Source organism: Tessaracoccus antarcticus (genome assembly GCF_003688855.1).
In the GTDB taxonomy this organism is placed as follows: Bacteria; Actinomycetota; Actinomycetes; order Propionibacteriales; family Propionibacteriaceae; genus Arachnia; species Arachnia antarctica.
The window spans coordinates 26,863-46,736 of sequence record NZ_REFW01000004.1 but is presented as its reverse complement, the minus strand read 5'-3'; the positions used below and the strand labels follow the sequence as shown (position 1 = coordinate 46,736).

Below are 19,874 nucleotides of genomic sequence, written 5' to 3'. Positions count from 1 at the left end.
CGACGAAACGGCCACGCCGGACGTCAGGCTGACGTGAAACCGGATCCCGTGAGGCGCTCGTAGGCTTCCAGGTAGCGGCCACGTGTCACGGCGACGACGTCCGCGGGCAGTGCGGGCGGTGGGGTGTCCGAAGCGCGGTCCCAGCCGGAATCATGCGCGAGCCAGTCGCGGACGTACTGCTTGTCGAAGCTCGGCAGCGCCTCGCCCGGCGCCCACAGGGAGGCATCCCAGAACCTGGAGGAGTCGGGGGTCAGTACCTCGTCGGCCAGCACGATGGTGTCGTCGGGGCGGCGGCCGAACTCGAACTTGGTGTCGGCGAGGATGATGCCACGCCCGGCAGCGATGCCCGCTGCACGGGAGTACAGCGCCAGCGTCAGGTCGCGCAGAGTTGTGGCCACCTCCTCGCCGTGGATGCGCATGATGGTGGCGAAGTCGACGTTCTCGTCGTGCTCGCCCATGGGGGCCTTGATGGCGGGCGTGAAGATCGGCTCGGGCAGCTTGTCACCGTCGCGCAGCCCGGCAGGAAGGGGCACGCCGCACACGGTCGAGGACTGCTGGTACTCCACCCAGCCGGATCCGGTCAGGTAGCCGCGGGCGACGCATTCGACGTCGATCATGTCGAGCAACTCGACGATCGTGGCCCGGCCCGCCACAACCTTCGGCACGGCGGTGGAGACCACGTGATTGTCGACGATGTCGTCGAGCTGGTTGAACCACCACAGCGACAGCTGCGTCAGGATGGCGCCCTTGTCGGGGATGAGCGTCTCCAGGACATGGTCGAAGGCGGAGATGTTGTCGGTGGCCACCATGAGGATGCGGGGCCGGCCGTCCACGGTCACGTCGTAGAGTTCCCGTACCTTGCCACGGTGGCGCAACGGCAGGCCGAGTGACGCGAACTGCGACGTCGCCGCCATCACAGCACCGCGCCGGGGGTGTAGGCGGCGGCCTCGGGGTTGGCTTCGACGATGCGCGCAACGTGCTCGGCCACCTGCGCCACCTGCTGCTGCGCGGTGCCGGCCAACTCCAGTGGGCTGGACACCAGCGATCCCAGTTCCTCCCGGCTCATGCCGAGGCGCGGGTCAGCGGCGAGCCTGTCGAGCAGGTCGTTGTGCGCCTGCCCCTTGCGCATGCCCAGCGCCACGGCGACGGAATGCTCCTTGATGGCTTCGTGCGCCGTCTCCCGCCCCACACCCTTGCGGATTGCACCCATCAGCACCTTGGTGGTGGTGAGGAACGGCAGGTACCGCTCCAGTTCGGCGTCGATGACCGCGGGGAAGGCCCCGAAGTCGGTGAGTACCGTCAGGAAGGTCTCGAACAGTCCGTCGAGGGCGTAGAAGGCGTCAGGCAGCGCGACTCGCCGCACCACGGAACAGGACACGTCGCCCTCATTCCACTGGTCCCCCGCCAGTTCCCCCACCATCGCAACGTAGCCGCGGATCACCACGGACAGGCCGTTGACCCGCTCGCAGGACCGGGTGTTCATCTTGTGGGGCATGGCGGAGGACCCCACCTGTCCCTCCTTGAAGCCCTCGGTGACCAGTTCCAGGCCGGCCATGAGGCGGATGGTCGTGGCCACGTTCGACGGCGCCGCCGCGGTCTGTGCCAGGGCGGTGACCACGTCGTAGTCGAGAGAGCGGGGGTACACCTGCCCCGTGGAGGTCAGGACCTCCTCGAAGCCCAACTCGGCGGCGATGCGCCGCTCCAGCTCGGCGAGCTTGCCGGCGTCGCCGCCCATGAGGTCGAGCATGTCCTGCGCAGTACCCACCGGGCCCTTGATGCCACGGGCCGGGTAGCGGTGGATCAGTTCGTCGATGCGTCGAAAAGCCACGAGCAGTTCGTCAGCGGCCGTGGCGAAACGCTTGCCCAGGGTGGTGATCTGGGCTGCCACGTTGTGGGACCTGCCGGTGAGGGGCTGGTCGCCGTGCTCGATGGCCAGCCGCGCGAGTTGCGCAAGCGTTGCGATGACGCGGGTGCGGATGACGCGCAGGGAGGCCAGCACCTGGTACTGCTCGATGTTCTCGGTCAGGTCGCGCGAGGTCATGCCCTTGTGGACCTGCTCGTGGCCCGCAAGGTCGTTGAACTCCTCGATGCGCGCCTTGACATCGTGCTTGGTGACCCGCTCCCGCTCCGCGATGGAGCCGAGGTCCACGTCCTCAACGACGCCCTCGTAGTCCGCGATGACAGCGTTCGCGTCGGCGCCGCCGAAGTCGACGCCCAGGTCGCGCTGCGCGCGGAGCACGGCCAGCCACAACCGCCTCTCCGCGACCACCTTCGCCTCCGGCGCCCAGATGTCGCGCATCTCGGCAGAGGCATAACGGTTGGCGAGCACGTTGGGCACAGTCATGGCCGCCAGTCTATGGACTTGAAGACGGTTGACGCGACGCGACGGTCGCCGCACCCGCCCCCCCCCCCCACCGCTGCCAGCCAGTCCGCACCTGGTTGCCGGTTCGATGAAGTGCTACCCCGAGCCGGGCTCTCGGCGCTCCGCAGCAATCATGCGGAGGCATGACGCAGGGGCGGGGCACCCGGTTCGGCGGGCGAGTGGAGCGGTGGTGGCCGGGATCCGCGGGCCGCCTCGTCCGTGGTGGGGGGCGGGGCTCCCGGTTCGGCGGGCGAGTGGAGCGGTGGTGGTCGGGATCCGCGGGCCGCCTCGTCCGTGGTGGGGGGCGGGGCTCCCGGTTCGGCGGGCGAGTGGAGCGGTGGTGGTCGGGATCCGCGGGCCGCCTCGTCCGTGGTGGGGGGCGGGGATGCCCGGCTGGTGAATCGCTGGGTTCGGCCGGGTGGCGTCACCACAGCCTGACCGGTGTCCGGGTCGATGTGGATGACCCAGCGGTCCCCGGGGCGGCTCCACCGGTCCGGCTCCACGAGTTGGTGGTGATGCGGACACAACAACACCAAATTCCACAACGCTGTGGCACCGCCGGCCCACCACGGCTGCAGATGGTGCGCCTCGCAGGCCGAGTCCGGGGCGCTGCACTGGGGAAACACGCATCCACCGTCGCGCAGGCTCAGGGCTTTCCGGATGGCCGGGGTCACCAGGCGCTGTGTGCGGCCCACGTCCAGGATCTCCGAGGGGCCGCCGAGAACGACGGGCATGAGGTCAGCGTCGCAGCACAACCTGCGCAGGTCCCCGGCGGTGATCGTGGCCCCCTTGGCCAGCACCCCTGCCTGCTCTGCACGCTCCCTCAGGTCCTGCTCCCGGATGGTGACCACGATCCGGGGCCGGTCCCCCACACTGCTCGGGGCGTCACGGTGGTCGACCACGATCTGGATGAGGGCATCGGCGCGGCGCTGCCCCGGACTCCGGCCAAAGTCCTCGGCCTGGTCCCGCATCACGCGGGGTCCGGGGTCGGTGGCGCGGGTGGACCTGACCCTGTCCCTGGCCGCACGGCGATCCGACTCCACATAGGCCTCCACCAGACTGATCAGCGGTGCCGCCTCCAGATGCGGCAGGGACCCGTGCAACCACGTCGACCCGTCCCCGTCATCACCCCACCGCAAAGACCGCTTGCTGAATGCCCGTCGGCGTTGCCGCTCCAACCGGGCCGCCTCATCCTCCACAGTGGGCACCAGTTCGGGTGCCACCTCGGCCAGGACCTGCGGCGCCAACTCCGCCAACCGCCTCGGCGTGTTCCTGGCAGCCCGGTCCAGGAACGCCTGCTCCGCCCGCAACGTCTGCTCGGTGGTCAGCTCCGACGGCAACTGCGCCATCCCTTTGCCGATGGCGGCCGCGTGCCGGGACGACACTTTTCCGGCCAGGGCCGCCTCCTTGACCGCCTTGTGCCGGGCGAGGTCGCGTGCCTGGAACACCTGCCGTGCCGCGTCGCCGCTGTCGCGGCCCTCATCCACCCCGATCAGCGACGTGATCGGGGTGCCCGTCGCGGCCACCGAACTCTGCGACGCCTCATCGGTGAGCACACACGCCAACGACACCGCCCGATCCTCAAAACTCCGGGCCCTCTTCATCAACACCAGCCGCTCCGGCGCAGACAGCCTGACCCGCGCATCGTGATCGATCGAGGACATCACAGCCTCCAGCGCAGTCAGCGCCTCCGCCGTGTCCCGCCACCCCTGCTCCATGAACCAAACCTACGGACCACCACTGACATTTTTTGAACAGGTGATCTATTTTATGAAAATAATTCCTGCACTTGGGCACCGCCCGGGTGAAGCAGCACCTCTTCTGGGAACCAGAAGGTGGCACAGCCCCCGTCAGGACCCCTCGGCCGACACGTACATCCACCGGTTGGCGCGGAACTCGAACAGGGACCGCTCGTGCTGGAGCCTCGTCCGCCAGTTCGACTCCCGAAAGGTCGCCTCGAACTCCACGATGCCCGTCGGGTCTCCGGGGTTCCCGTCGACGACGTCGACTATCCGCAGCCCCAGCCACTGGTTGCCAGAGGGCATGACCTTCGCGGGGCGCGTGCTGGGGTGCCACGTGCGCCACAGATGATCCGTATCACCGAGCGCGAAAGCGGTGTAGCGCGAACGCATGAGCGCCTCCGCAGTCCATGCGCGGGCGGTGCCCTCCAGAAGGGGGCCGCAACACTCGCCGAACGGACCGCCTCCACACGGGCAGAGCGCGTCTGCAGCCGGAGTTTTCATGGGTCGATCATCTCAGCGTTTGGCCGGGCAACAAAGCCCTCGGGGCTGACGAGACGATTGCAGAAATCATGGAAGGTAAGGCTAACCTAAGCCCACATCGCCGTCCCACGGAAGTACTCATGAAGCTCTCACGTCGCACCGCCATCGCCGCATTGGGCGGCGCCCTGCTCCTGTCCACCACAGCCTGTTCCGGCACACAGGAACCCGGCGCAGCCTCCTCGCCAACGGAAGCGACCACAGCGGAAACCTCTGCCTTCCCCGTGAGAATCACACATGTGTACGGTGAGACCGTCGTCGAGTCGCAGCCCCAGCGCGTCGCCACCATCTCCTGGGTCAATTCCGACATTCTCCTGGCCCTGGGCGTCGTGCCCGTCGGCATGGACAGGGACACCTACGGCAACACCGAGGACGGCTCCACCGCGTGGAAGAACTCGAAGCTCGAGGAGCTCGGCGCCCCCATCGGCTCCGAGAACGCGCCTGTGCTCTTCGATGCCACCAACGGCATCAACTTCGATGCCATCGCCGAAGCCACCCCTGACCTGATCGCGGCCGCATACTCCGGCCTCACGCAGGAGGAGTACGACAAGCTGAGTAAAATCGCGCCCGTCGTCGGCCCCGGCGTCGAGAGCTACCAGACCCCTTGGCAGCAGTCGACGCAGATGATCGGCGATGCACTGGGCAAGTCCGACGAGGCGTCCCAGCTCATCACGGCCACTGAGGACCTGGTGGCCGCGAGTGGCGTCACGGCGCACCCCGAATTCGCAGAGTTCACGGCCATTGCCGGCAATCTCGACGTGGCCGTCGGAGGTATCAACATCTACGGTCCCGGGGACAACCGCAGCCGCTTCCTGGACATGTTGGGCATCCCACTGGCGCCCTTCGTGCCGGAGAACGCGCCGAAGGACCAGTTCTTCTTCAATTGGTCCACTGAACGGGCCAACGAGATCGAATCCGACATCTTCTTCACCTGGCTGCCCGCCGGGACAACGGAGAAGGACGTGGCAGCAGATGCGCTCCTGGGGCAGATACCCGCCGTGAAGAAGGGCGGCCTCGTGGTCATTGCCGACGAGGCGGACGTTCTGGCCATCTCCGCCCTCAGCCCGCTGAGTGTGCCGTACGCCCTCGACAGGATCGTTCCGCTCTTCGTCGACGCCACTGCACGCGTCGCGCAGGGCTGACGAGCCCACGCATGCGACGCCCGACCGCGCGCCGGTCCGTGGCGCTCGCCGTCGCACTCCTGCTTCTCGTGGGGGTGCTGACGGCGGCGTCGCTGGCCGTGGGCGCCCGTCACACACCTCTGGACGTGGTGTGGCAGGCGCTGCTGGATCCCACGTCGACGCTGGGCGACCATCTGGTGGTGCGCGCCAGGATCGCACGAACGGTGGATGCACTCGTCGTCGGTGCCGCACTCGGTCTGGCCGGTTCCTCCATGCAGGGCATCACCCGTAACCCGTTGGCGGACCCCGGCATCCTCGGCGTCAATGCCGGTGCGGCCGCCGCCATCGTGCTGGTGCTCTCCACGTTCCAGCTCTCCGGCGTCACGTCGATGGCCGTCGCCGGAACGCTGGGCGCGCTGGGGGCATTCGCGCTGGTGTATGCGGTGGCGGCGGCCGCCCCGGGTGGCGCCCAGCCCATCAAGCTGGCGTTGGTGGGCGCCGCCATCAACGCGGGGCTCTCGAGTGTCACGTCCGGCTGGTTGCTGCTGCATCCGGCAGCGCTGGAACGGTTCCGTTTCTGGCAGGTGGGCACCCTCGGAGTCCGCGGCCTCAGTGAGCTGCCTGCCACGCTGTGGCTCCTCGGCGGCGGCGCCGCACTGTGCCTGGCCGGCGGTCGATCCCTCAACCTCATGGCGCTGGGCGACGACGCCGCCAGCGCACTGGGATCCCGTGTCCAGCTCGCGCGGACAGCATCGGCGCTGGGGGCTGCCCTGCTGGCCGGCACCTCCACAGCCCTCGTGGGTCCCGTCGCATTCGTTGGCCTCGTCGTCCCGCACGTGCTGCGCCTGTGGGTGGGCACCGACTACCGCGCACTCCTACCCATGAGCCTGCTGGCGGGACCCGTGCTACTCCTGGCCGCCGACACGGTGGGGCGGGTCATCGCACCTCCGGGCGAGGTGCAGGTCGGCATCATGACCGCCATCGTGGGCGCCCCCGTGATGATTGCCCTGGTGCGGGGCCGGGGACGGGTGTCGCTGTGAGAACGCTGCGCCTGAACCTGATCCTGCTGGCGGTGGTTGCGGTGGCGACCCTGCTCGCTGTCATGCTCGGGTCACGGTTCGTGGGCTTCGACGACTTCCTCGCCATCCAACGGGGCACCGCCCGTGGCGGGGTGGACTTCATCGTAATGAACAACCGTCTGCCCAACGCACTGACGGGGTTGCTCGCGGGCGTGGCCCTCGGCGTGGGTGGCGCCCTGTTCCAGTCACTGCTGCGCAATCCGCTGACAAGCCCCGACGTCATCGGCATCAGCCTGGGTGGCTCCGCCGCCGCCGTGTTCGCCATGGTGGTGTGGGGTCTGCAGGGGCTGTCCCTGATCGGCTTCACCTTTCTGGGCGCCGTGCTGGTTGCACTCGGCATCCACCTGGTTTCCAAACGCGGACACGACGTGGGTGGAGCACTCATCCTGACGGGCATCGCCGTGGCTGCCATGCTGCAGGCGGTGATCCAGTTCGTCCTCACCCGCGCGGATGAGCGCGTCGTCGGCGACACGTTTCGCTGGCTGACGGGTTCACTCAACTCCTCGACGTGGCCCCACCTGGCGCTGCTGGGCGCCACGCTGCTGGTCCTGGTCCCCGCTGCCCTGTTGGCCGGAAGGTGGCTCCGGCTCCTCGAACTGGGCGACGAAGCCGCCGCCAGCCTGGGGGTGCGGGTGGAGCCTGCGCGGTTGACCCTGGTGGTGCTCGGCTCCGCCCTCTGCGCTGCAGCTGTGGCCTTCACCGGCCCGCTGGCCTTCGTCTCGTTCATGGCCGGTCCGTTGGCCCGGCTGCTGAATCGCGGCCGCACGTCGCTGCTGCTTTCCGGTCTCTGCGGGGCAGCCCTGGTGCTGGTCGCCGAGACCGTCGCCCACACCGCCTTCGGTACCGTTGTGTTACCCGTCGGTGTGGTCACGGGCGCCCTCGGCGCACCCTTCCTGATGATCCTGTTGATCCGCTCCCGGCGGGTATGAGAGTAAGGACCAAGCATGACCGTCCATGGACTGGCTGCCGAGAACGTCAGCCTTGGGTACGACCGCACACCGGTGGTGGTCGACCTCAGCCTCCGCGTCCCCGAGGGCCGCATCACGGCGCTCATCGGACCCAACGGCTGCGGCAAGTCGACGCTGCTGCGCGGCCTGACCCGTCTGCTGCGGCCCAGCTCCGGGACCGTCCTGCTGGAGGGCACCGACATCCACCGCCTCGGGGCCAGGGAGCTGGCCCGCAAGCTGGGGCTGCTCCCCCAGGCCCCGCTTGCGCCCGGCGGGATCACCGTCACCGAACTGGTCGCCCTGGGCAGGGCGCCCCACCAGAGCTGGCTGTCCAGGCCGTCGAAGGCGGACAGGCAGGCCGTCGAAAGGGCCCTCGCCCTCACGGGGACCACAGAGCTTGCGGATCGGGTGGTGGACGAACTCTCCGGCGGCCAGAGGCAGCGGGCGTGGATCGCCATGGTCCTGGCCCAGGAGACGGGGGTGCTGCTGCTGGATGAGCCGACGACGTTCCTGGACATGGCCCACGCCGTCGAGGTGCTGGACACCATCTCGGACCTCAACCTGCAGCAGGGCTGCACCGTCGTCATGGTCCTGCACGACCTGAACCTCGCCGCCCGCTACGCCGACCACCTCATGGCCATGGCCGACGGACGACTCATCGCCCAGGGAACACCCGCGGAGGTCCTCACCGAGGACCTTCTCTCCAGCGCCTTCTCCCTCGCAGCGAAGGTGATCTCCGACCCCGTCTCCCACACACCGCTCGTGGTGCCGATCGGCCGGGCGCGGGTTGCACCGATGGGTGGTGCGGCATGACCTCCGCGCTTCGCCGCTGCGACAACTGCCCCACACTCGCCATGGCGGCGCACGTGGTCTCCGTGGAGGACTTGTGCCCCACCCTTCGCCGGATCACGCTCGGTGGCCCCGAGCTGATGCACTTCGGCGTCGACGGCCCCACGCTCGATCTGCGACTGAAACTGGTGCTGCCGAACGCCGGCGCCACCCCACGCACGGTCCTGGACTCCCTCGCCGACATCCGCCCCCTGGCGGATGCGGGCGAGGACACCGGCTGGTACCGGTCCTGGCTGGCCAAACCGGAGTTCGAGCGTGGCGCCATCCGGACCTACACGGCGCGTGAGCTGCGCCACACCCCCTCCGGCACGGAACTGGTCATCGACTTCGTGCTCCACGTGGATGTCAGCAACGGCCGGCCGGAGGGCGGCCCGGCGACGGTGTGGGCCGCCAGTGCCGCTCCGGGTTCACCCGTGGCCGTCATCGGACCCAACCGCGCGATCCGCGGGAACGACTACGGGGGCATCGAATGGCGCCCCGGCACTGCACGTCGCATCCTCCTTGCTGGCGATGAGACGGCCGTCCCGGCCATCACCGGGATCCTCACCCACCTCTCGACCCGGCCGGATGCCCACGAATGGAGCGGGCAGGCCCTGTTGGAGGTGCCGCTCCGCGGTGACCGGTTGGACATCACGGCCCCCGACGGGGTCGAGGTCACGTGGCTGCCCCGCGAGGGTGCACCGCGCGGGACCCTGCTGACGGGGGCCGTGGCCGACGCCGCGCCGCCGGCCACCAGGGTGCCGTGGCATCCCCTCGACGAGGTGGACGCCGAGGACACCATCCTGTGGGAGACGAGCCCGCACAACCCTGCGGAACGCTATGCCTGGGTGGCGGGTGAGGCGGGGATGCTGAAACAGCTGCGGCGGTGGCTGCTCGGACCTGCCGGGTTGACCAAGGAGCAGGTGGCGATCATGGGGTACTGGCGCGAGGGTCGCGCCAGCTGAAGCCACGGTTGTCGGCGGGGCAGAGTTCCGCGATGTCGGCACCCTCCCACTACACTCGTGCCGTAAGGCCCTGCTACCAACCTGTATTGAGCGGGGCTTCATCCATGTGTGGAGGTGGCATAGATGCCAAGCGTTGTTGTGGTCGGGGCCCAGTGGGGCGATGAGGGCAAGGGCAAGGCGACGGACCAGCTCGGGGAGCGGGTGGACCTGTGCGTCCGCTTTTCCGGCGGGAACAACGCGGGCCACACTCTCGTGGTGAATGGAGAGAAGTTCGTCCTCCACCTGTTGCCCTCCGGCATCCTCAACACCCAGACCACCACGATCATCGGCAACGGCGTCGTCGTGGACCTGGACGTGTTCCAGGAGGAGCTGGACGAACTGGCTGCCCGCGGCGTCGTGGTGCCGCACCCCCTGATCAGCGCCAACGCGCACATCATCACCGAGTACCACAAGGTGATGGACAAGGTGACGGAGCGCTTCCTCGGCAAGCGGAAGATCGGCACCACCGGCCGCGGCGTCGGACCCGCGTACTCGGACAAGGTCAACCGGATGGGCATCCGCATCCAGGACATCTTCGACGAGTCCATCCTCCGCCAGAAGGTGGAGGCCGCGCTGGACCAGAAGAACCAGCTGCTGGTGAAGGTGTACAACCGTCGCGAGATCAACTCAGAAGAGATCGTCCAGAGCCTCCTGTCGCATGCCGAGCGACTGCGCCCCTACGTCATCGACTCGGGCCGCTACATCAACGACGGCCTCGATGACGGCAAGGTGGTGCTCTTCGAGGGCGCCCAGGCACACTTCCTGGACGTCGACCACGGCACCTACCCCTACGTCACGTCGTCCAACCCGATCGCGGCGGGCGCCTGCATCGGCGCCGGCGTCGGCCCCACCCGGATCGACCGTTCCATCGGCATCGCCAAGGCCTACACCACCCGCGTGGGTGAGGGTCCGTTCCCCACCGAACTCTTCGACGAGGACGGCGAGAAGCTGCGTGCCATCGGCAGCGAGTTCGGCGCCACCACGGGCCGCCCCCGCCGGTGCGGCTGGTTCGACGCGGTGCTCGTGGAGCAGGCCGCCAAGATCAACGCCTTCACCGACATCTTCCTCACCAAACTCGACATCCTGAGCGGCTGGGAGAAGGTGCCGGTCTGCGTGGCCTACGAGGTTGACGGCGTCCGCCACGACTTCATGCCCATCACGCAGAGCGACTTCCACCACGCCAAGCCCATCTACGAGTACCTGGACGGCTGGACCGAGGACATCTCCGGCGCCCGCCGCTTCGACGACCTGCCCCCCAACTGCCAGGCCTACGTCCACCGCCTCGAAGAACTCATCGGCTGCCGCATCTCCGGCATCGGTGTGGGCCCGGGCCGTGAGCAGTCAGTCATGATCAACGACCTGGTCTGACGCGTTGTCCACGAAGGCGCTCGTCACCCTCGTGGTGACCCTCATGTCGCTGTTCATGGTCGGCACCGTCGTCATAGCGCTCATGCAGGACGACATCGAATGGGGCTGGTGGTGGGCCGTGCCCATCGGCGGCGTGTTCGTGCTGGCGATCATCGGGTTCCGTGTGCTGGTCCAGCGCTCCGCCGAGGCGGCCGAACGCCTGGACCGGGAGCTCGACGCGTCGGGACGCTGATGCCGGACGTGCACGACGAGACCCCGATCGCCGAGGTGACGTCCACGGTGTCCGCATGGTTCGCCCGTTCCTCACGCGACCTGCCGTGGCGATCCCCCCAGACCACAGCGTGGGGTGTGCTCGTCAGCGAGATCATGCTGCAGCAGACCCCCGCCTCCCGCGTCGTGACGCCGTGGCAGGCGTGGATGGCGCGCTGGCCCTCCCCCGCCGACCTGGCGGCGGCCGGCACCGACGACGTCCTGCGCGCATGGGATCGGCTCGGCTACCCGCGCCGCGCCCTGCGCCTGCAGCAGGCTGCCCGCGCCATCGTCGACCACCACGGCGGCGACGTCCCTGACAACGAGGACGCTCTGAGGGCATTGCCGGGGATCGGCAGCTACACCGCCGCTGCGGTGCGTGCGTTCGCCTTCGGTCGCCGATCCCTGGTCCTGGACGTCAACATCCGCCGCGTCCTGGCCCGGCTCGACGGTGGCGTCGAGCACCCGGCCCGGAGCGAGACCGCCCAGGAACGCCGCCGTGCATGGCAGTGGGTGCCCGACGGCGACCGCGACGCCGCCACGTGGTCCGCCGCCGCCATGGAGCTGGGCGCCACAGTGTGCACGGCGCGCAGCCCCCGCTGCCCGGCATGTCCCGTGGCAACCCACTGCACCTGGCTGGCGCTCGGACGCCCGGCATGGGACGGTCCCGAGCGCGTCGCGCAGCCGTGGGACGGCACCGACCGCCAGTGCCGGGGCCGGATCATGGCAGCCCTTCGTGCATCGACGGCCACCGTGGCGCTGGCCGACATCGTGTGGGCCGACGACGACCAACGGCGCCGCTGCGCCGCCTCTCTCGTCGACGACGGGTTGGCGGAACCGGCCGCCACCGGGCTGCGGCTGCCCGGGTCCGCGTGACGGAGCGTCTCGGCAACCACCCGCCTGCAGGTGGTCCTCGAGCGCCCCACTAGGGTTGCCCGCGTGAGATCATTCGACATCCTCCTGCTCGGCGCCGGTGGCCGCGAGCACGCCCTCGGCCGCTCCCTGGCGGCGGACCCCGCCGTCGGGCACCTGCACATCGCCCCCGGAAACCCGGGGCTCTCTGCGCTGGGTACGCGCCACCTCATCGACCCTGCAGACCCGGCCGCCGTGGTCGCGCTGGCCCGGGAACTGGGAGTGGAGCTGGTGGTCATCGGGCCCGAGGCACCTCTGGTGGCGGGTGTGGCGGACGCGTTGCGCGAGGCCGGCATCGACTGCTTCGGCCCGTCGCGGGAGGCTGCTGTGTTGGAGGGCTCCAAGGCGTTCGCCAAGGAGGTCATGGCCGCCGCCGGCGTCCCGACGGCGGAGTCCCGGGTCTGCGACACCGTGGAGCAGACCACCGAGGCCATCGACGAGTTCGGCCCCACCCACGTGGTGAAGAACGACGGCCTCGCCGCCGGCAAGGGCGTCGTCGTCACCGACGACCGCGAGACCGCCATCGCCCACGCAGCATCCTGCGGTCGGGTGGTCATCGAGGCGTTCCTCGACGGCCCCGAGGTGTCCCTGTTCGTCATCTGCGACGGCGAACGCGGCCTCCCGCTGCTGCCGGCTCAGGACTTCAAGCGGGTGGGCGACGGCGATGCCGGCCCCAACACCGGGGGGATGGGCGCCTACGCCCCGCTGCCCTGGGCACCCGAAGGTCTCGTCGACGAGGTCATGGAGCGTGTGGTGGCACCCACGCTGGCCGAGATGCGCCGCCGCGGCACCCCCTTCATCGGCCTGCTCTACGTCGGCCTCGCCCTGACCACCCGCTCGGGGATGCAGGTGGTGGAGTTCAACGTCCGCTTCGGCGACCCCGAGACCCAGGCGGTCCTGGCCCTGCTCCGCACACCCCTGGCGGGCGTCCTGCGCGCCGCCGCGCGTGGCGAGCTGGACACCGTCGGCGATCTGGAATGGGACACGGGCAGCGCCGTCGTGGTGGTGGAGGCAGCATCCGGATACCCCGGGACCCCGCGCACCGGGTGCCCCATCCACCTCCCGGCAGACAGCCCCGAGGCGTGGGCGCTGCAGGCAGGCACCGCCGAGGTGGACGGCCAGCTCGTCAGCACGGGTGGCCGGGTGCTGGGCATGGTCGGCGTCGGGGTTGACCTCGAGACGGCACGCGCCCATGCCTACGCGAAGCTCGCCGAGGTGGATTTCGCCGACGGCTTCCACCGCACCGACATCGGCATCCCCCACTGACCCCTACCCGTAGGGGTGGGGGATGTTTCTGCCCGCGTGAGCCGCCGTGGTGGAAGAGTGCAGACATGAACAATGACGCAGGCAAGTCCCTTGACGACGTGATGGAACTTCTCAAGAAGCAGCACACCGCCATGCTCACCACCTTCGACGGCGACAAGCTCGTGAGCCGCCCCATGGGTGCGCAGGAACCCGACGAGGACGGCACCCTCTGGTTCTTCACCCAGACCGGGTCCGAGAAGGCCCAGCAGATCGAGGCCGACGGCCGGGTGAACGTGACCTACGCGGACGGCGACTACCTCTCCGTGGAGGGCACCGCCGAGGTGGTGCAGGATGTCGCGAAGCAGCGCGAGCTGTGGAACCCGTTCGCGGAGTCCTGGCTGCAGTGCAAGGCCGAGGACCCCCAGGTGTCACTCATCAAGGTCACGGCCCACACCATCGGCTACTGGGACACCCCCAGCACGGCAGGGTCCATGATCTCCATGGTGAAGGGTCTCATCACCCACACCCAGCCTGATGGCGGGGAATCGGGCGTCGTCGACGCTGACGTCCAGTCATGAGGGCGCTGACCTGGCAGGGCCTCGGGGACGTGCGCGTGGAGGAGGTGCCGGATCCGAGGATCGTGGATCCCACCGATGCCATCGTGCGCGTCACCTCCACGGCCATCTGTGGGTCGGACCTGCACCTCTACGGCGTCCTGGCGCCATACCTTACCCCGGGCGACATCATCGGCCACGAGTTCATGGGCGTCGTCCAGGAGCTCGGGGCCAACGTCAGCAACCTCTCCGTCGGCGACCGCGTCGTCGTGCCGTTCACCATCTCCTGCGGGAAGTGCTGGATGTGTCAGCGCGGGCTCTTCTCGCAGTGCGAGACCACCCAGGTGCGTGAGTACGACAAGGGCGCCAGCCTGTTCGGCTACACGAGCCTGTATGGCCAGGTGCCGGGCGGGCAGGCGGAGTACGTGCGGGTCCCGCACGCCGACTTCGGGCCCATCAAGGTTCCCGAGGGGCTGCCCGACGAGCGCTTCCTGTTCCTCTCCGACATCCTTCCCACCGCCTGGCAGGGCGTGGCCTACGCCGACGTGGAGCCGGGTTCCACCGTCGCCATCCTCGGTCTCGGCCCCGTGGGCCAACTCGCCGTGCGCTGCGCGCAGGAGCAGGGTGCGGGCCGGGTCATCGGCGTCGACCTCGTCCCCGAGCGACTGGAGCGGGCACGCCGCCTCGGTGCCGAGGTCATTGACCTGGGCGACGGCGACGTCGCACACACCCTGAAGGAGATGACGCAGGGCCGCGGCCCCGACTCCGTCGTGGACGCCGTCGGCATGGAGGCCCACGGGAACCCCGTCGCCAAGCGGATCATCGCCATGGCGTCCAGGCTCCCCAAGCCGCTGGCGCAGCCCGCCATCGAGAAGGCCGGCATCGATCGCCTCGACGCCCTCCACACCGCCATCGACGCGGTGCGTCGCGGCGGCACCGTCTCGCTCTCGGGCGTCTACGGCGGGGCCATCGACCCCATGCCGCTCATGACAATGTTCGACAAGGGCATCACCATGCGCATGGGGCAGTGCAACGTGAAGCGGTGGACAGCCGACCTGCTGGAGAAGCTGGTGGACTCCGACCCGTTCGGCGTCGACGACCTCACCACGCATCATCTGCCGCTGGAGAAGGCCCCCGAGGCCTACAAGATGTTCCAGGAGAAGTCCGACGGATGCATCAAGGTCGTCCTCACACCCTGACGACCCCGGCAACGTCAGTGCCGCCGCCAGGTCCGGCGGCGGCACTGTCGTTCAGGGCCGTGCAGACGCCACAATGGGGGCCATGACCTCCACGGCCCTGCACCAGACCTCGAAGCCCGAAGTCGTCCGTGCATCCAAGCACTCCCGTCTGCGGCGATGGGCGACGACGTGGGGCAGGGCGGCCATCATCGCTCTCGCGTTCTCCGTACAGATGCTGCTGCTCGTCGCAGTCCTCACCTTCCTGACGGAGTGGTCCTCGGCCATCCTCGCCGCGCAGAGCGTGCTGGCCATCATCGTGATGCTGTTCATCCTCAACGGTCGCCGCGAGACCACCTACAAGCTGGCGTGGATCATCCCGGTCCTGACGCTGCCGCTGCTGGGGTCCGTCTTCTACCTGTTCTACGGCGCCACCGTGATGACCCGGTCGCAGCGGGAGCGGTTCGACGCGGCCACGCAGCGCGCCCGCGACGCCCTCCGGCTGCTCCCACCCACCCACCTGCCGCCGGGCGAGGTCCCCTCCCCCGTGAGGCGACAGCTCACGTACCTGGAGAGCATCAGCCAGTACAGGGTCTTCGACGCCACCGACACGGCCTACTACCCCGTGGGAGAGCTCGGCTTCGACGCCATGATCGAGGCCATCGGCCGGGCCCGGCACTACGTCTTCGCCGAGTACTTCATCGTGGCGGGGGGCAAGATGCTGGACCGACTCATCGACGCGCTCGCAGCCAAGGCCGCCGAGGGCGTTGACGTTCGGTTTCTCTACGACGACCTCGGTAGCTTCTTCACCCTCCCCGTGAACCTCAAGGAGCGGTGCGAGGCCGCCGGCATCGCGATAATTCCCGTGAACCCCGTGGGTCTCGGGTTCACCATCACCTTTCAGAACCGGGACCACCGCAAGATCCTGAGCATCGACGGCAGGGTCGCCTTCACGGGCGGGATCAACATTGCCGACGAGTACATCAATGAGATCGTCCGATTCGGCCACTGGAAGGACACGGTGCTGCGGCTGGAGGGCCCCGGCGCGTGGGGTCTCGCCGTGATGTTCCTGCAGATGTGGGAGCTCGCGAGCAGGGCCCAGGTCGACTACGCCAGCTTCCTCCCCGCCACCCAGGATGCCCTCGAGGCCCGCCCCGTCGAGGATGCGAAGGCCCTCACCCACGTCCCCGCCGTCGAGGAGCCGGAACGCGGGCACGTGGCCCCCTTCGACGACACGCCGTTCGACGACCTGTCGCTGGGCTCGGACATCTACCAGCACCTCATGCAGGCGGCCAAGCACAGCGTCGACATCTTCACCCCGTACCTGGTGCTCAGCGACTCGATGGTGGCGCAACTGGCCGCCACCTCACGCTCCGGTGTGCGGGTGCGAATCGTGGTGCCCGGCATCCCCGACAAGTGGTACGTCAGCCTGGCAACCCACTCCTATTACCGCCCCCTCATGGAGGCGGGCATCGAGGTGTACGAATACACACCCGGATTCATCCACGCCAAGTCGATGCTCGTCGACGACGAACTGGGCTTGGTGGGCACCATCAACTTCGACTTCCGCAGCTTCTACCTGCACCAGGAGTGCGCCGTCTGGATGCATCAGAGCGCAGCCCTCGCGGAGTTGCGCAGCGACGTGGAGGCCACCGTCGCCGTGTCCCGCCGGATCACCATGGAGGACCTCACGGACACCACCATGGTCAAGCGGCTGCTGCAGGCCATGCTGCGGGTCTTCGCTCCCCTCCTGTGACAACGGGCGCGCTTGGGACAATCCGGGGCGTGACGGGCCAGCCACTGAAGGCACAGTGGCGCATGCAGTTCAGTGCCCTCGCGGCCAGCATCGCGGACCCCGAACCTCCTCTCCCTGGCGTTCACACATGCACTACCGCGTGATGCAACGAATCCGACATCACAGAGCGGCTGGGCTGAACTCCAGAGCGGCAATCCCCCATGAATCGTGCATCACTTTCAGGCTCGACCCGCGCCAGTGGGATAGCGTGACGCGGAGCACCTGAAGGAGCACAAACTGATGAAGATTGTTGTTGTGGGAACTGGGTATGTCGGGTTGTCCAATGCAGTGGTTCTTGCCCAGAACCATGCCGTGACCGCCGTCGACATCAATCCGGGGAGAGTGGAACAAATCAGTCGCCGAGAGTCGCCCATCGACGATCTGGAACTCCAAGAATACCTTGCGAGCATCCCGCTGGATCTCGAGGCAACCACCGATGGCGCAGCTGCCTATTGCGGCGCCGACTTCGTCATCGTGGCTACGCCCACCGACTACGACCCACAGACCAACTTCTTCAACACTGACTCTGTGGAGTCGGTCATTGCGGACGTCTTCGCGGTGGCCCCAAACGCGACCGTAGTCATCAAGTCCACGGTACCCGTGGGCTTTACGGCCAACCTCCGTGAGCGGCACCCCGGTGCATCGATCCTCTTCTCGCCCGAGTTCCTGCGCGAGGGACGTGCGTTGTACGACAACCTCCACCCCTCCCGAATCGTTGTGGGTGACCGATCTGAACGGGGACAGCGGTTCGCCGATCTACTGGCTGAAGGGGCCCTGGCCGAGAACGTACCCATTTTATTGACGGGTTCCACCGAGGCAGAGGCCATCAAACTGTTCGCCAACACCTACTTGGCGCTGCGGGTGGCCTATTTCAATGAACTGGACACCTTCGCCGCCTCCCGTGGGCTGGATAGTGCTCAGATCATCGAGGGAGTCGGGCTGGATCCGCGGATCGGCATCCACTACAACAACCCCTCCTTCGGATACGGCGGCTATTGCCTGCCCAAGGACACCAAGCAACTGCTGGCCAACTACTCCGACGTTCCCCAGAACCTCATCGCCGCAGTCGTGGATGCAAACAGGACTCGCAAAGACTTCATCGCGGCGGAGGTACTCCGTCGCAATCCCGCGACGGTGGGGATCTATCGCCTCGTGATGAAGTCGGGCTCTGACAACTTCCGGACGTCGGCCATTCAGGGGATTATGAAACGTGTGAAGGCCAAAGGCATCGACGTCATAATCTACGAGCCAGCGCTCGAGCAGGACTCTTTCTTCAATTCTGAAGTGGTCACGGATTTCGAGGAGTTCAAGCAACGCTCGGACGTCATTCTTGCCAATCGGCGCACCGACGACCTGGACGACGTCGCCGACAAGGTCTACACGCGCGACATTTACGGTCGCGACTGACAAGACCCCGGACTGAGTGACGTCGGGAGGTCGTCACCCCTCAGCAACTTCGAGGTGTTCGCTGCCAACTGCACTTGCGAGATGGGGCAGGACGGGGATCGCGGCTATCCTGCAGAGCAATGCCGTTCACACCAGCCCACGTCGCCGCCGTCCTGCCGTTGCGGGGACGGCCCTATTTCCCATTCGCGGCCCTGGCCGCCGGCAGCATGAGCCCGGACCTCCCCTATTTCCTGCCCTTCAGCGGATCGATCCCGCGGCACGTCACGCACAGCGTGTGGAGCATCCCCACATGGGACCTCCTGTTCGGCATGGCCCTGTGGTTGGTGTGGCGGTGGGTGGCGCCCATCGTGCACGACGTGGCACCACGCCCTGTCCGCACCCGGTGGACACCACCCACGGGACAAGACCCTGCATGGCTCGGGGTGGTGGCCGCCGTGGTGGTCGGCTCGGCCACGCACATCCTGTGGGATGCGCTCACCCACGCGGGATACCTGACGAGCGTGATCGGCCCACTGGCCGCCATCCACGACAGCCCACTCGGTCGGCACCACGGGTACAGCTACCTGCAGTACGCCAGCGGTGCCCTCGGTCTGGCGGTGCTGCTCTGGGTGGGTTTCCGTCAACCCCCGAGGAGCCCCGGTCCTCGCCGCCAGCCGGGCACGGCCGCCGCGGCACCCGCGATCGTGATCGCCGCCGCGCTGCTGGCCGTGGCGCTCCGGGTGACCACCATGCACGACCCCACGGATCGTCGTGCAATGGTGTTCACGACGGTCACGTCATCCATCAGCGGCGCCGCCCTCGGCGTCATTGTCGTGTGCGTCGCCCACGCCCTGATCGATCTGCGGGTGGCGCGCCACCACGCGGCCTAGCGGAGCCGAATGGGGCGGGACCTCAGGCTCCTTCGGTGATCTCCATGGCCCGCATCGCTGCCGGGTTGCCCTCCAGCGCTCTGGCCAGTTCCTCGGCACCCTTGGGTGCCAGTGAGTCGAGCAGCCCGTCCGTCAGCAGAGCTGGCAGCCTCACGGCTCGCCCCACCAGTCCCCCGCTGCCGCCCAGCATTGCCAGCGTGTTGACGGTGTCGCGAGCCATCTTGTCCCGCAGCTTTTCCGGTTCGATCCGGTTCATGCGCCACAGAGTGTTCGCGTACTGGGGGTCGGTGAGGCAGGAGGTGAAGTACACGGACGCGGCCAGCCGAAGCTGTTCGTTCACGGCATCCTGACCAACGGTGTCGAACGCCTTCACCACGTCCTTCCCTGCGTAGAAGCGGTCCATGATGCGCCGCGTCTGGCGGGCATTGGGTCGCAGGCGGTACTGCCGGCCTTCCATCACCAGAGACAGCCAGAAACCCACGAAGCGGTCGCCGTCGTGCTTGGCGCCGTAGCGTGCAGCGTCCAGGTCGGGGTGCAGGACGGGGGTGGGATCGTCGTCGTTCATGTCAGTCCTCTGGAGAAGCCGTGGCGCCGAGCAGGCTGCTCGCAGGGTGCGGAACCAGCGTCAACGTGCGCATGACCTCACCGTATCCGCCCGGTGGGGAGGCACTCGAAGAGGT

At 68.2% G+C, this 19,874-nt stretch carries 18 protein-coding genes and 1 pseudogene; 14 read left to right on the top strand and 5 right to left on the bottom strand.

Features of this window, described 5'->3' with window-relative positions; translation table 11 throughout:
* Positions 1–44 precede the first annotated feature (44 nt).
* The 4 genes and pseudogenes from EAX62_RS13240 to EAX62_RS13225 all read right to left on the bottom strand — a co-directional run.
* A pseudogene (locus EAX62_RS13240) lies at positions 45–914 on the bottom strand (phosphoribosylaminoimidazolesuccinocarboxamide synthase); the annotation flags it as partial.
* Positions 914–2,344, bottom strand: coding sequence for an adenylosuccinate lyase (gene purB, locus EAX62_RS13235; protein WP_121902212.1), 1,431 nt, complete (start codon positions 2,342–2,344; stop codon positions 914–916). The gene purB and the pseudogene EAX62_RS13240, both read right to left, overlap by 1 nt.
* 149 nt (positions 2,345–2,493) lie before the next feature.
* The gene (locus tag EAX62_RS17335; protein WP_121902211.1) at positions 2,494–4,080 is read right to left on the bottom strand and encodes an HNH endonuclease signature motif containing protein; all 1,587 of its coding nucleotides are present in this window, start codon (positions 4,078–4,080) and stop codon (positions 2,494–2,496) included.
* 132 nt (positions 4,081–4,212) lie between these two features.
* Positions 4,213–4,605, bottom strand: coding sequence for a YchJ family protein (locus EAX62_RS13225; protein ID WP_121902210.1), 393 nt, complete (start codon positions 4,603–4,605; stop codon positions 4,213–4,215).
* Between the two features lie 119 nt (positions 4,606–4,724).
* On the opposite strand from EAX62_RS13225, the gene EAX62_RS13220 reads away from it, so the two are divergent.
* The 14 genes from EAX62_RS13220 to EAX62_RS13155 all read left to right on the top strand — a co-directional run bounded on the left by EAX62_RS13220 (position 4,725) and on the right by EAX62_RS13155 (position 19,194).
* Positions 4,725–5,783, top strand: coding sequence for an ABC transporter substrate-binding protein (locus EAX62_RS13220; protein ID WP_121902209.1), 1,059 nt, complete (start codon positions 4,725–4,727; stop codon positions 5,781–5,783).
* Positions 5,784–5,794: 11 nt separating this feature from the next.
* Positions 5,795–6,802, top strand: coding sequence for a FecCD family ABC transporter permease (locus EAX62_RS13215; RefSeq protein WP_121902208.1), 1,008 nt, complete (start codon positions 5,795–5,797; stop codon positions 6,800–6,802).
* Positions 6,799–7,770 (top strand): FecCD family ABC transporter permease, encoded by a 972-nt coding sequence (locus tag EAX62_RS13210; RefSeq protein WP_121902207.1) that lies wholly within the window; start codon positions 6,799–6,801, stop codon positions 7,768–7,770. Before EAX62_RS13215 ends, EAX62_RS13210 begins: the two co-directional genes overlap by 4 nt.
* Before the next feature lie 15 nt (positions 7,771–7,785).
* Complete coding sequence (locus EAX62_RS13205; RefSeq protein ID WP_121902206.1) at positions 7,786–8,601, top strand: ABC transporter ATP-binding protein; 816 nt, start codon at positions 7,786–7,788, stop codon at positions 8,599–8,601.
* Positions 8,598–9,581, top strand: coding sequence for a siderophore-interacting protein (locus tag EAX62_RS13200; RefSeq protein ID WP_121902205.1), 984 nt, complete (start codon positions 8,598–8,600; stop codon positions 9,579–9,581). Before EAX62_RS13205 ends, EAX62_RS13200 begins: the two co-directional genes overlap by 4 nt.
* Positions 9,582–9,704: 123 nt before the next feature.
* Positions 9,705–10,988, top strand: coding sequence for an adenylosuccinate synthase (locus tag EAX62_RS13195; protein WP_121902204.1), 1,284 nt, complete (start codon positions 9,705–9,707; stop codon positions 10,986–10,988).
* 4 nt (positions 10,989–10,992) lie between these two features.
* Positions 10,993–11,220 carry a hypothetical protein gene (locus EAX62_RS13190; protein ID WP_121902203.1) on the top strand — a complete coding sequence of 76 codons (228 nt, stop codon included), beginning with the start codon at positions 10,993–10,995 and terminating at the stop codon, positions 11,218–11,220.
* Between the two features lie 8 nt (positions 11,221–11,228).
* The gene (locus tag EAX62_RS13185) at positions 11,229–12,113 is read left to right on the top strand and encodes an HhH-GPD family protein (RefSeq protein ID WP_407703343.1); all 885 of its coding nucleotides are present in this window, start codon (positions 11,229–11,231) and stop codon (positions 12,111–12,113) included.
* Positions 12,114–12,176: 63 nt separating this feature from the next.
* Positions 12,177–13,415 (top strand): phosphoribosylamine--glycine ligase, encoded by a 1,239-nt coding sequence (purD, locus tag EAX62_RS13180; RefSeq protein WP_199711301.1) that lies wholly within the window; start codon positions 12,177–12,179, stop codon positions 13,413–13,415.
* Between the two features lie 65 nt (positions 13,416–13,480).
* Positions 13,481–13,972, top strand: coding sequence for a pyridoxamine 5'-phosphate oxidase family protein (locus tag EAX62_RS13175; protein WP_121902201.1), 492 nt, complete (start codon positions 13,481–13,483; stop codon positions 13,970–13,972).
* The gene (locus tag EAX62_RS13170) at positions 13,969–15,147 is read left to right on the top strand and encodes a zinc-dependent alcohol dehydrogenase (protein ID WP_121902200.1); all 1,179 of its coding nucleotides are present in this window, start codon (positions 13,969–13,971) and stop codon (positions 15,145–15,147) included. The genes EAX62_RS13175 and EAX62_RS13170 overlap by 4 nt, the downstream gene beginning before the upstream one ends.
* Before the next feature lie 82 nt (positions 15,148–15,229).
* Positions 15,230–16,879 (top strand): phospholipase D-like domain-containing protein, encoded by a 1,650-nt coding sequence (locus EAX62_RS13165; RefSeq protein ID WP_158600676.1) that lies wholly within the window; start codon positions 15,230–15,232, stop codon positions 16,877–16,879.
* Positions 16,880–17,158: 279 nt separating this feature from the next.
* Positions 17,159–18,325, top strand: coding sequence for a nucleotide sugar dehydrogenase (locus EAX62_RS13160; RefSeq protein WP_121902198.1), 1,167 nt, complete (start codon positions 17,159–17,161; stop codon positions 18,323–18,325).
* Between the two features lie 119 nt (positions 18,326–18,444).
* Positions 18,445–19,194 carry a DUF4184 family protein gene (locus EAX62_RS13155; RefSeq protein ID WP_121902197.1) on the top strand — a complete coding sequence of 250 codons (750 nt, stop codon included), beginning with the start codon at positions 18,445–18,447 and terminating at the stop codon, positions 19,192–19,194.
* A gap of 22 nt (positions 19,195–19,216) precedes the next feature.
* On the opposite strand, the gene EAX62_RS13150 is transcribed toward EAX62_RS13155, so the two are convergent.
* Positions 19,217–19,804 carry a DUF6553 family protein gene (locus tag EAX62_RS13150; protein ID WP_325048837.1) on the bottom strand — a complete coding sequence of 196 codons (588 nt, stop codon included), beginning with the start codon at positions 19,802–19,804 and terminating at the stop codon, positions 19,217–19,219.
* Positions 19,805–19,874 lie beyond the last annotated feature (70 nt).